Here is a 13,198-nt window from a genome sequence, read left to right on the forward strand (position 1 = left end):
AGCTTCTCATAAAAAAATCAATCTTTTTTTAACTGTTTTAAAAAACAGCTTGACATTAATTTGACAAGTATCAAATATAGACTTCAGAACAAATACATACTTAAAAGTAAGTTTTGATTCTAATTCTTTAGAGACAGTCATACTAAAATTGAGTACTTTTGTGAAAATTCATTTTTAGTATGCCAGCTGACATTTCCAAACTCGATCCAAAGAGGAACATCATAATAAAAGGAGCACAAGTACATAATTTAAAAAATGTAGATGTAGCAATTCCCAGAAATAAACTCGTTGTTATTACAGGGCTTTCCGGTTCGGGAAAATCCAGTTTAGCATTCGATACTTTGTATGCCGAAGGGCAGCGCCGTTATGTAGAAAGTCTGTCTTCCTACGCCAGACAATTCTTGGGCCGTTTGGACAAACCAAAAGTAGAATACATTAAAGGAATTGCTCCTGCTATTGCTATTGAGCAAAAAGTAAATACCACTAATGCACGTTCTACTGTAGGAACTTCGACTGAAATATATGATTACATAAAATTATTATTTGCCCGAATAGGAAGAACTTATTCTCCTGTTTCAGGGCAAGAGGTCAAAAAAAATACGGTTACCGATGTTGTCAGTGAAGTAAAAAAATTTGAATTAGACAGCAGATGGCTCCTCCTCGCACCTATTCATCTCGAAGAAGGCAGACAGCTAGAAGACAAACTGAAAGTATTACTGCAGCAAGGATTTGCAAGGATTCTGATCAACAATGAAATGATTCGTTTGGATGATTTTACAGCAGAAAATCAACATTCATTAGACCATAAAGATATATTACTTGTTATTGACAGGATTATCGTAAAAGATGAAGAAGAATTCTACAACCGATTATCGGATGCTGTGCAGACTGCTTTTTTTGAAGGTAAAGGTATCTGCTATTTACAGGAATTAAACACGGATAAAAGACTTTCGTTTTCTAATAATTTTGAATTGGACGGTATTACTTTTCTCGAACCGAACGTACATCTATTTAGTTTCAATAATCCTTACGGCGCATGTCCTGCCTGTGAAGGCTACGGAAATATTATTGGAATCGACAGTGAATTAGTTATTCCAAATACTTCACTTTCTATTTTTGAAAATGCCATATTTCCATGGAGAGGTGAAAGCATGAGCTGGTTTAGGGACGAATTAGTAAACCATGCCTATAAATTTGATTTCCCTATTCATAAACCTTACTTCCAGCTGACTGAAGAACAAAAGGAACTGATTTGGACAGGAAACAAATATTTTCAGGGGCTGAATGACTTTTTTAAAGAACTCGAAGAGAAAAATTATAAGATCCAGAACCGAGTAATGCTTTCCCGTTACAGAGGTAAAACTAAATGTCATGTCTGCAAAGGAAAGCGTTTGAGACCAGAGGCTTCATACGTTAAAATAAATGGAAAAACGGTTTCTGATTTAGTAGATTTACCAATCAGGCATTTAGCTGCATTTTTCAAAGACATTACATTAGACGAATATGAAAATCAGATTGCAAAAAGATTATTAATCGAAATCAACAACCGATTATCCTTTTTATCCGAAGTAGGATTGAATTATCTAACATTAAACCGAAATTCATCAACACTTTCCGGGGGCGAATCACAGCGTATCAATCTGGCCACTTCACTAGGCAGCAGTCTTGTAGGATCTATGTATATATTAGATGAGCCAAGCATTGGCCTACATCCAAAAGACACTGAAAGATTGATAAAAGTACTGCTTTCACTGCGTGATTTAGGCAATACAGTAATTGTTGTCGAACATGATGAAGATATCATGAAAGCAGCTGACATGATTATTGACATAGGTCCCGAAGCAGGAACACTGGGCGGAAATCTGGCTGCACAGGGCACTTATGATGAAATCCTTACATCGAGTTCGTTAACCTCAAAATACTTGAATGGTGAACTCGAAATTAGTGTTCCAAAGAAAAGACGAACATCAAAAAATTTCATCGAAATAAAAGGAGCCAGAGAAAACAATTTACAAAATATAGATGTTACCTTCCCTCTCGACGTTTTAACTGTCATTACAGGAGTTTCGGGGAGCGGAAAAAGTACGCTTGTCAAGAAAATTCTTTTTCCCGCCATGCAGAAAAAACTGGATAATGCAGGTGAAAAAGCGGGACAGTTTAGCGAATTATCTGGGTCTTTTTCACATATAAAACATATTGAATATGTAGATCAGAATCCTATCGGAAGAAGTTCTAGATCTAATCCTGTTACTTATATTAAAGCTTATGATGATATTCGGGAATTATATGCCAAAGAAAAACTTTCCAAGGTAAGAGGCTACCAAGCCAAACATTTTTCTTTTAACGTTGACGGCGGAAGATGCGAAACCTGCAAAGGTGAAGGTTCAATAAACGTAGAAATGGTTTTCATGGCCGATGTCCAATTACCTTGCGAAACCTGCAGCGGAAAACGTTTCAAAAAAGAAGTTTTAGAAATATTTTTTGACGGCAAAAACATTAATGACATCCTAACGATGACAATTGATGATTCTATTTCTTTCTTCGAAAAAAATAAACAGACAAAAATCACTCAAAAACTGCAGCCTTTACAAGATGTTGGTTTGGGATATGTACAGCTGGGACAATCCTCATCTACACTTTCTGGCGGTGAAGCACAGCGAATCAAACTTGCTTCATTTTTAGTAAAAGGAACTATAAAAGAAAAAGCTCTTTTCGTTTTTGATGAGCCTACAACTGGATTGCATTTTCATGATATCAAAAAACTAATGGCTTCGTTTGATGCCTTAATTGAGAAAGGACATTCAATACTGGTTATAGAGCATAATCTTGATTTAATCAAATGTGCAGACTGGATAATTGATCTTGGTCCAGAAGGAGGAGAAAACGGCGGACTGCTCTTAGCTAAAGGAACACCGGAAGAAATTATAAAAGACAAAAAATCTGTTATTGCCGAGTATCTAAAAGAAAAACTTTAAAACATAACAATCTTTTATCCAGCTAAAAAAGCCATAACATTTTATTATGTCATGGCTTTATTTTGTACTCCCTTTATATTTGTACTAAAGTATCAATATTAATCTAAAAAATCTAAATTCCTTGCTGTTAACTTTTTTAATTGACACTTATCAATCTTCAAAAAACTATTCAGGTATAAAAAAATTAGCCCAAGTAGCAATTTTCCTCAAAAACAATTCCCTCCTCGTCTATCGCAATCAAAACCTTTTTATCTTTCGCAGTAACAAGTGACATATATAACCAAGCGAATGACCATGTTCCTAATGTAGCACAGCAAATCAAAAAATTCATACTGTGATTAATTTTTTTGCCTTCTTTATATAATACCGTGAAAGGTGTTTTTTCGTTTTTTTCTATAACTACAAAACCATTTTGAATCTTATCAGCAATAACTTTTGTAAACAGATTGAATTTATCCGGTTTAATAAAATGATTTTTCATTCTTTTTGTTATTTAAATTAATAAGGATTTATGTCATATTTCTAGCACCAAAGATAAGATGCATTTTAAAACTCCGCAATACCTACTTTTAGTGATATTCAAAAAGAAAACAACACAAGTTGCTGATATTCATGTAATTATATTTTTAATAAAATTAAGAAAAGCATAAATAATCGTTATAATGTCTTACAATAAAAAATAAACAATACTTTACCTACATGATTATTGCAAGAAATACACATATTCTCTACAAACAGTTTAAATTCTCGTTTTCCAGCAATTTAAATCAGGAAGAAGAATGGCATAAATCAAGATTTGATATGAAGTTAATTTTAATATGGAAAAAAACATTCGCTAAAAGCGGCAAAAGAAGAGAAATTACTATAAAAAACTAATTCACAACTTAATAATAAAATATTTTAAAGCTGTTAGCAAAGTATTATCAAGTTTTCTCTAATAACCCATTTTTAAAGAGTACATCAAAAACGACAGTATAAAAAAAACAAATCTGATTTTGAAACAGGATTTTATTTATTTTTTTCTGGTTTTCAAAATAATTTTATCCAAAGCCTGATTTATTTCTGGAGAAACTACAAATTTATAATTAATGTATACATAGACAAGAGTCACCAGAATAGATTTCAAAACTATTGCTATAATAGGACTAATTGGAAACTTCCAAAAATAAAACAATAAAAAAACAATAAAGGTTATCCAGATAGAATGAAGTGTCTGCTTTGTAAATGGATACAAATGCATCCTTTTCACAACAAAAAGCAATTTGGCAACACTATAACAAGTAATCGATAATAAAGTTGCAAATGCAGAACCTATAATCCCATATAAAGGAATAAAAATCATGTTCAAAATAACTGTCAAAACCACCAGTCCTACTCCTAAAAACAATACTGCGCGATAATACTTAGAGTTAAAAATAATCGCATTGTTATTCCCTAAAATCAGATCAAAATATTTTGAAAGCCCAATAATAAACACGACAACTATTCCGCCAGCATAATCTTTTGGTACAATCTCATACAGCTGATTGATATTAACAAAAATACAAAGCATCACAAATCCCCCAACAATTTGAAGGTTTATCGAAGTTTTTTTATATAAATCATTCAGCTCATCATGCTTATTCTCATGCATTAATTTCGCAGTAATTGGATATACAATCTGATGCATGGCACGGCTTGGCACAGAAATCACCAAAGCTATATATGTAGCAACCGAATAATAAGCAATATTTCCGATCGCCATATACTGATTAAGCATAATTTTATCACCATCCAAAAGCAGATTTGCAACACTGCCTGATAAAATAATGTACGATGTATATTCTAAAATCTCTTTTACGTTATAAGGAATCGTAAACTGAAAAACTGGTTTTTTAATTCGGAATGCATAAAACATCGTTACCAAAAAAGCCACAAAGTAAATACCCGCAGTCAAATAAATAAAATCGACCACTGTAATCCATTTAAAATAAATCCCTAAAAGAGCTATTAACGAAAACAATCGCAGCCCTACTTCTTTAATAAAATTACCAAATACGGAATGCATATGAACTCTTGCCCAAGCATAAAAAATTTCGAAATAAGCCATACAAATTCCAATGAAAGGAATCAGCCAGATAAAATCTTTTACTATTGAATTCTTCTTAGTGACAAAAAAAGAAATCTCATCATAAAAAAATAAACCAATCAAAATGATCAGGACAATTAATATAATAGGAAATAATACCGTAAATGATAAAAACTCATTACGTTCTTTCTCAGTTTTGCATTGGGAATAAAACTTAACCAATGTATTTTGCATACCAATAGCAAATAAAGGCATTATTACATTGGCACAAGACAAAATATAATTAGACAATCCATAAAATGTTTTACCTAAAATATGAGGAAATAAAAAAAGAGTGCTTATTCCTCCAATTCCAAAACCGATATATGTTATTATAGTGTTTTTTAATGACTGATTTAATACTATACCCATTAATTGGAGTTTAAAGTTTAATGTTAAAAGTTTAAGGCTGAAACACCTTAACTTTTTGAATGAATTAATTGCGCCAGTTCTTTGGTCAAATTCTTTCTGGAATATTTTTGCAAACCTACACCATAGGATTGTAATTTCCCTTCTAAAAACTGATTGTAATAGGATATGATGGTGTTTTTTAATTTTTCTTTCTCGTAATATTCAAAAAAGACACCTGTATTTGTTCCCGTTATTATATCTGCAAAATCTGAATCCTTTGGTCCAATGGCAATTATAGGTCTATTCGAAACCATATATTCAAATAACTTGCCTGGAATAATGCTTTTAGTTTCTTCAGAATTAATTTCGATAAGAAGCAGCACCTGAGAATTTCTTTGATAAGCAACAGCCTCTGAATGGGAAACATATCCAATATTATTCAGATAGGAATCAAGATTATATTGAGAAATAGTATCTAATACTTCCTGACTGACGGCTCCAATTAATTTTAATTCTAAATGTGATTTAAATTCAGGAATTTCAAGAATTAATTCAGCCAAAGTTCCCCATAAAACAACAGGATTCCGTTCAGAAAGAAATGAACCGATATGCGCAAGGCTAAACTTAGAATCAAGAACCACTTCAGTTCCTGGTTCATTATCATAGCCATTGGTAATAACGCTAATTGGCTTACCAGTTATTTCTTTGAACTCCGTTTTTGTAGTTTTACTGGTTACTATAACCCGGTCTGCAGTATTAAGCACTCTATATTCAAGAGCTTTATGCTTTCTTTCTGCTCTCACAGATAAACGCAATGATTTGTGATATCCAATTGTCGTCCAAGGGTCACGAAAATCGGCAAACCAAGTAAGTTTAATTTTTTGTTTTAAAACCAAACCGATTAAATGCAGACTATGCGGCGGACCCGAAGTAATAATAGTATCAATATTATTTTCAATAATGTATTTTTCCAAATAAGCAACAGAAGGTTTAACCCAAAAAACACGAGCATCCGGAATAAAAAGATTCCCGCGTATCCATAATAAAGCTTTATCCAAAAAAGTCTGCTTCTTCTTATTAGGAATAATACCCGAACTGATTTTTTTAGTTTTATTTTTAGAAAAGACCGAAGCTAACTGATAGGGTTCAAAAATCTTATTTTTTAAAATAATAACATTATCGGCAACTTCTTTTTCTAAATTGCCATCAACAATGGGATATGTTGGATTTTCAGGAATATAAACAATCGGCTCGATATCAAAATCAGGCAGATATTTGACAAACTTAAGCCAGCGCTGCACACCTGGACCTCCAGCTGGCGGCCAGTAATAAGTTATGATAAGAATTTTTTTTAATTCTGGTTTCAATTTTTTAATTTGTTATTATATGTAAATATGGATTATAGAGTTATTCAGCTGTATAACTCCATAGTTCATATTTCTACATATCTTTACTATTTACTACTTCTTTCTTTCTCTCAACATACAATCCGCCTGCTAAAAGAAATAACATTCCAATACAGCTAACTAATGTAATTGTACCTCCTGTTTTTACTACCTGAGGATCAAATTTAAACTCAATACTATGTTTTCCAGCTGGAACTACTATGGCTCGTAATGTATAATCTGCTCTCATAATAGAAGTTTCTTTACCGTCTATAAGTGCTGTCCAGCCTTTTTCATAATACATTTCGGAAAAAACAGCTAAACCTTCTTTTGAATTAACAGAAGTATATTTTAAATCATTAGGCTGATAGGAATCTAAAGTTATTACCGCCGAACTATCTTTGGCAAAAGCCTTACCTTTAATAGCTGAAAACTCATTTTCGTTAATTACTGCCGTTTCTTTAGAATTAAACTTATCCAATGCCTTCATCTCGCCGTCAGCATTTTTTACAAATTGTATTTTGCTTACAAACCAGGCATTCCCATTGGCATCTGTATTAATAATTGGCTGCTCCTTACCTTCTTTATCCGTTTGTATTACATACTTAACATTTAGCATATTAAGAATTTCCATATTGTTTTTGGCGATTTGGTAATCAAAAAGCTGCTGCATTCTTTGAGGTTTTACAGCACTGTATCCTCCTATCGCTTTATGAAAATAAGATGTTCTTCCCTGCATCAGCCCTTGAACGTCAAATACTCGGTAATTAGTAGGATCTTCAAGAATCTTAGCATCCGCAGGAGTTTCTTGGAATGGAACTTCTACATCTCTGGCATTTACAAAATCTTTATTGGAAACATAGTTTTTATCTACAAAAAACAAATCGGTAACCATAAATAAACCAACTAAAATAATTGCTGTATTCTGTGCAATTCTATTTTTGACAAACAGCCACAAAGCGCCTGCCGAAATCAGGATAAAAAATCCAGAACGCAGTAAATCGGCACTATACAATGTTCTTCTGTCTTCTTTAAGCGCATCGACAAAATTTGGCCCATAATTTTGCATTAAACCGCTATCACCTGCTCCCGCAAAACTGAACATACTTTTACATAAAAATAAAAATATAATCAATCCCAAACCTACGGCACCTGACTGTAATAATGGCTTTAACTGTTTTTCTTTTTCTAATTTGAAGAAAGACTGCAATCCCATAATGGCTAATATTGGAAAACACAATTCGAGAATAACCTGAATAGATGATACTGCCCTAAATTTATTATACATAGGGATATGATCGATGCAAAAATTAGTCAATAAAGGAAAGTTTTTCCCCCAGGAAAGAATTAAAGTTAATACAGCTCCACCTAAGAAAACGTATTTAATCTTTCTTTCATCTGTAAATAAAGCCAAAATCCCTAAAAAGAAAACTACAGCCCCAATATATGCAGGAGCTGAAACTATTGGCTGATCGCCCCAATACGTTGGCATTCCTCCCTTAGCATACTCAACAGCCTGCTCTTGTGTAATATATTGTCCTTGCCCTACTTGCTGCTGCTGTAAAAAATCAACTATTTTAGAATCCTCACTTAAACTCTCATTATTAGAACCGCCAAACAATCGAGGGGCTATCAAATTGAAACTTTCGGCAATTCCATAACTGTATTCCGTAATATAATCATAGGTCATAGCCATATCAGTTACCTTTTTGGTACCATCAGGATTGAAGCTCAAATCACTTTTCCCGCGGGTACTGAAAGAAGCATACTCAGCAGTTGCCAATAAATTACCTGCATTAGAACCAATCGCAAAAATCCCTGCACCAATAAGTGTTCCGATAGAAAGCAGCAGAGGCTTATACTCTTTTGATTTAATTCCTTCATAAATAAAATATCCCGAAAGAATTAACAGCAATATCAATAAATAAAAGGTCATCTGAAAGTGATTCGCATTTACTTCCAATGCTACAGCAAACATAGTAAGCAATCCACCCCAAATATATTTTCGCTGAAAAGCCATTATAAAACCGGCAACAACCATCGGCATGTAAGCTATAGCATGTGCTTTGGCATTATGCCCGACTCCAAGAATTATTATTAAATAGGTAGAAAAACCAAAAGCCACTGCTCCAAAAAAAGCTTTTAGCGGGTCGGCTTTTAAAACCAGCATTAAAATATAGAAACTCAAAAAGTATAAAAACAAATAATCAGCCGGACGCGGTAAAAAACGAAGTACATCATCAATAGCACCAACATAATCATGAGGATATTTTGCTCCTAACTGATAAGTAGGCATACCGCCAAAAGCTGAATTAGTCCAATACGGTTCTTCATTATGGGCTGCTCTAAAATCATTTTGTTCTTTGGCCATACCCGTATACTGGGCAATATCCGATTGAAAAATCTGCTTTCCTTGTAATACTGGAAAAAAATAAAGAGTAGATACGAGAACAAAACCAAGAATGGCAAGTGCGTGCGGAAAGAACTTTTGAAGTTGCTTCATTAAAATGATTTTAGATTTTAGGATTAACTGTTTTTGATTTTTCAGCTTTTGGAAATTGATTTTGAAATTGATTTTTGAATACTTTAAGAAGTCTATAGAAATCAAAAAACATATATTCAGAGATCACTAATCAATCTCTTCATAATCTACATAATCCCCAACTTTTTTAGTTTCGCGGGGATTTTTACTATTGGCTGTATCAATTATAATTTCATCATTATTAGACGTTCTCTGCCAAGAAGACTGCTGCTGATATCTCTGTTGCTGCTGCTGAAAATTTTGTCCCGCTTTTTCTACCACCTTTTTTACTACCAAAGGCAAAAACAATCGAGCCAAAAATTTAAAAATATAATAGAAGGCAATCATAAAGAATACCATTTCTATAAAACCCGAGAAAGAGGCTGTCTGCATAATCAAATAATTTTTAGGCAAAATTAATAAATCAATATTGAAACTTTGGAGGAATTTAAAAATATCATTCTTAAAGAAATGATAAAAAAAGCCGATAAACTTCCAAAATTAAGAATAAAATACAAATTCTAAACCGTTCCAAAAACATTTTTAAAAACACAAAAAGCCAGATATACTTCAAAAACACTTTTATATTCTTTTTTTTAACAAAAACACTACATTCACGACATAATTTCACATCAAAAACTAAATTAAAAATTAAAAAAGGAAAAACAAATCCATAACATTTTGATTTTCAAAACATAATAAAAAACTAATTCTTAAAATTGCATTAGTTTATATGGATTATAAACAGTAATTTTGCACCCTATTTTAAAAATACATATGAATAAATTTGAACAATTAGGATTGAATGAGTCGTTACTGAAGGCGATTATCGATCTAGGATTTGAGAATCCGTCAGAAGTACAGGAGAAAGCGATTCCCCTATTATTGGAAAAAGACACAGATATGGTTGCGTTGGCTCAGACAGGGACAGGGAAAACAGCAGCTTTCGGTTTTCCGCTAATCCAAAAAATTGATGCCGACAACAGAAATACACAAGCATTAGTTTTATCGCCTACAAGGGAGCTTTGTTTACAGATTACCAACGAACTTAAAAACTACTCAAAATACGAAAAAGGTATTAATGTGGTAGCAGTTTACGGCGGGGCTAGTATTACAGAGCAAGCCAGAGAAATAAAGAGAGGTGCACAAATCATTGTTGCTACTCCAGGAAGAATGCAGGACATGATCAACAGAGGTTTGGTAAACATTAAAAACATAGATTACTGTGTTCTTGATGAGGCTGACGAAATGTTAAACATGGGATTCTATGAAGATATCTGCTCTATATTATCAGATACTCCAGACGAAAAAAGCACTTGGCTGTTCTCTGCAACCATGCCGCAGGAAGTTGCCAGAATTGCAAAACAATTCATGAGCGAACCGGTAGAAATAACTGTAGGAACTAAAAATTCAGGTTCTGCAACAGTTTCTCACGAATTTTACTTAGTTAACGCACGTGATCGTTACGAAGCTTTAAAAAGACTGGCTGATGCTAACCCAGATATTTTCTCTGTGGTTTTCTGCCGTACAAAAAGAGACACTCAGGCTGTTGCCGAAAAATTAATCGAAGACGGATACAGCGCAGCAGCATTGCACGGAGACTTATCTCAAGCACAGCGCGACGGTGTAATGAAATCTTTCAGAGGAAGACAAATTCAAATGCTTGTTGCAACAGACGTTGCTGCTCGCGGAATTGACGTTGACAATGTAACTCACGTAGTGAATTATCAATTGCCTGACGAAATCGAAACTTACAACCACCGTTCTGGACGTACTGGACGTGCTGGTAAACTAGGAACCTCTATCGTAATTGTAACCAAAAGTGAATTACGCAAAATTTCTTCTATCGAAAGAATCATCAAACAAAAATTCGAAGAAAAAACAATACCATCTGGAATTGAAATCTGCGAAATCCAATTATTGCACTTAGCAACTAAAATTAAAGATACTGAAGTTGATCACGAAATTGACAACTACTTGCCAGCTATCAATAATGTATTGGAAGGTTTATCTAAAGAGGAACTAATCAAAAAAATGGTATCAGTAGAATTTAACCGTTTTATTGCTTACTACAAGAAAAACAGAGATATCTCATCTCAATCTTCTGGTTCTGAAAGACGTGAACGTGGTGATGACAGAGAATCAAGAGGAAACAATAATGGCGGTGCTACAAGATACTTTGTAAACATTGGTTCAAGAGACAATTTCGATTGGATGTCATTAAAAGACTACTTGAAAGAAACATTAGACTTAGGCCGTGATGATGTATTCAAAGTAGATGTAAAAGAAGGATTCTCTTTCTTTAACACAGACCCTGAGCACACTGACAAAGTAATGGAAATATTGAACAACGTACAATTAGAAGGACGCCGCATCAATGTTGAAATCTCTAAAAATGACGGTGGCGGAAGACGTGATCACAACGGAAGAAATTCTGGCGGTGGTTTTGGCGGAAGAAGCTCAGCTCCGAGAAGAGAAGGGAATTTTGCTCCAAGAAGAGAAGGATCAGGCGGATTTAGAGGCGACAGAACTCCTAGAGAAGGCGGTTTCAGATCTGAAAGAAGCTCATCTCCAAGAAGAGAAGGCGGTTTCTCGTCTGACAGAGGCTCAAGAGACGGTTCTTCAGAAAGAGCTCCAAGACGTTCTGAAAGTTTTGGTGATTCATCTAGACCAAGAAGAACAAGAAGAGACTAATTCAATTAGCAGTTTATAAAAAAAACTCCCGAACATTCGGGAGTTTTTTTTTAAAGCAATTAGTGTCATCAAAACATTATTTTTGAAAAAGCTGTTAAACTTTTTCAAAAATATTTAGTCTAAAAATTTGTATTTTTAATAACAAATTCCACAATAAATAAGGCATAAAAAATTACAGATTGTTAATTTTCTTATAATTATAAACGAACAAGAAAATATTTAATGCCGTTTTACTACTTTTAAAGCTTTAAATCAGTTTATGAAATATTTTATACTTTTTTTACTCTTTGTTACCTCTTTAAATTCAGCTGCCCAAAACACTGGAATTCCAACAAAAATATCTGGTACCATTATCACTGACAACACAGGCACTCCTTTGGCAGATGTTAACATCATTAATATCAACCAAGTAACAGGAACAACAACAGACAATAAAGGTCATTTTGAACTGGCGGTAACCCAAAACGATACATTACACATTACCCTTCTTGGCTTCGAATCTTTACGTGTTCGTGTAACCAATGACTGGATTAAAAATAAAACAACTACAATACAGCTTACTCAAAAAGCAATTCCATTAAACGAAGTAGTTATCAGCCCATATTACCTGACAGGCTATCTTGAAATTGACGCTAAATTAATACCTATAAAAGAAGACTATAGATACAGTATTTCTGGTTTAGGTCAAGGCTATGAAGCAGGACAATATGCTCCCGAAGCTTTCGGAAAAGTATTAGGATCCATCTTCAATCCGGCAGACATGCTCTATAATTTCTTTGGAAAAAGACCGCAGCAGCTCAAAAAACTCCGTGAGATGCGAAAGGATGATACTGTTAGGAAACTATTGGAAACAAAATATGACCGAGAAACCATCTCATTACTTTTAGGCGTTTCTCAATCTGAAATTTCCGAAATATTAAACCGCTGCAGTTATTCTGAAGCCTTTATTAAATCCGCTAATGATCTGCAGATTATGGATGCCATAAGCGGCTGTTATGAACAATACAAAATCCTAAAAAAGAAATAGCTGATAGTTTTTAAATTTAGTAACAGAATTTAGATATAATCCTATTTCAATATTATTTGGAAGTGCCCCCATTGAGAAAAAGGGATTTCTTTTAGTATCGCTTACAAAGCCCCTTTCCTTAACGCGGTCGGGCTATCC

8 protein-coding genes are annotated in these 13,198 nt (G+C 33.6%); 3 read left to right on the plus strand and 5 right to left on the minus strand.

The genetic code is table 11. The features are described 5' to 3' along the window. Window positions 1-179: 179 nt before the first annotated feature. The gene (gene uvrA, locus IRZ80_RS01210; protein ID WP_194639417.1) at window positions 180-2,975 is read left to right on the plus strand and encodes an excinuclease ABC subunit UvrA; all 2,796 of its coding nucleotides are present in this window, start codon (window positions 180-182) and stop codon (window positions 2,973-2,975) included. 184 nt (window positions 2,976-3,159) lie between these two features. Here the strand turns inward: uvrA and IRZ80_RS01215 are convergent, their stop codons facing one another. The 5 genes from IRZ80_RS01215 to IRZ80_RS01235 form a co-directional block, all read right to left on the minus strand. Continuing rightward, complete coding sequence (locus IRZ80_RS01215) at window positions 3,160-3,456, minus strand: hypothetical protein (protein WP_194639419.1); 297 nt, start codon at window positions 3,454-3,456, stop codon at window positions 3,160-3,162. Between the two features lie 531 nt (window positions 3,457-3,987). Further along, window positions 3,988-5,454, minus strand: a complete 1,467-nt coding sequence (locus tag IRZ80_RS01220) for an oligosaccharide flippase family protein (RefSeq protein WP_194639420.1) — start codon at window positions 5,452-5,454, stop codon at window positions 3,988-3,990. 47 nt (window positions 5,455-5,501) lie between these two features. Then, window positions 5,502-6,800, minus strand: coding sequence for a glycosyltransferase family 4 protein (locus IRZ80_RS01225; protein WP_194639422.1), 1,299 nt, complete (start codon window positions 6,798-6,800; stop codon window positions 5,502-5,504). Between the two features lie 73 nt (window positions 6,801-6,873). Continuing rightward, window positions 6,874-9,321, minus strand: a complete 2,448-nt coding sequence (locus tag IRZ80_RS01230; RefSeq protein WP_194639431.1) for a YfhO family protein — start codon at window positions 9,319-9,321, stop codon at window positions 6,874-6,876. Between the two features lie 126 nt (window positions 9,322-9,447). Further along, entirely contained in the window at window positions 9,448-9,732 is a 285-nt protein-coding gene (locus IRZ80_RS01235; RefSeq protein ID WP_194639433.1) for a DUF4834 family protein, read from the minus strand. Window positions 9,733-10,116: 384 nt separating this feature from the next. On the opposite strand from IRZ80_RS01235, the gene IRZ80_RS01240 reads away from it, so the two are divergent. Both IRZ80_RS01240 and IRZ80_RS01245 read left to right on the plus strand, forming a co-directional pair. Then, window positions 10,117-12,033, plus strand: coding sequence for a DEAD/DEAH box helicase (locus tag IRZ80_RS01240; protein WP_194639435.1), 1,917 nt, complete (start codon window positions 10,117-10,119; stop codon window positions 12,031-12,033). A 259-nt stretch (window positions 12,034-12,292) separates the two neighbouring features. Continuing rightward, window positions 12,293-13,060, plus strand: a complete 768-nt coding sequence (locus IRZ80_RS01245; protein WP_194639437.1) for a carboxypeptidase-like regulatory domain-containing protein — start codon at window positions 12,293-12,295, stop codon at window positions 13,058-13,060. The last annotated feature ends 138 nt before the right edge of the window (window positions 13,061-13,198 follow it).

Origin of the sequence: Flavobacterium sp. HJJ, assembly GCF_015351475.1 — a bacterium.
GTDB classification, from domain to species: Bacteria; Bacteroidota; Bacteroidia; order Flavobacteriales; family Flavobacteriaceae; genus Flavobacterium; species Flavobacterium marginilacus.

What these genes read in the sequence shown, in the direction of transcription:
- uvrA (WP_194639417.1), top strand. Translation starts at nt 180, where the DNA reads ATGCCAGCTGACATTTCCAAACTCGATCCAAAGAGGAACATCATAATA.
- IRZ80_RS01215 (WP_194639419.1), bottom strand. Translation starts at nt 3,456, where the DNA reads ATGAAAAATCATTTTATTAAACCGGATAAATTCAATCTGTTTACAAAA.
- IRZ80_RS01220 (WP_194639420.1), bottom strand. Translation starts at nt 5,454, where the DNA reads ATGGGTATAGTATTAAATCAGTCATTAAAAAACACTATAATAACATAT.
- IRZ80_RS01230 (WP_194639431.1), bottom strand. Translation starts at nt 9,321, where the DNA reads ATGAAGCAACTTCAAAAGTTCTTTCCGCACGCACTTGCCATTCTTGGT.
- IRZ80_RS01235 (WP_194639433.1), bottom strand. Translation starts at nt 9,732, where the DNA reads ATGCAGACAGCCTCTTTCTCGGGTTTTATAGAAATGGTATTCTTTATG.
- IRZ80_RS01240 (WP_194639435.1), top strand. Translation starts at nt 10,117, where the DNA reads ATGAATAAATTTGAACAATTAGGATTGAATGAGTCGTTACTGAAGGCG.
- IRZ80_RS01245 (WP_194639437.1), top strand. Translation starts at nt 12,293, where the DNA reads ATGAAATATTTTATACTTTTTTTACTCTTTGTTACCTCTTTAAATTCA.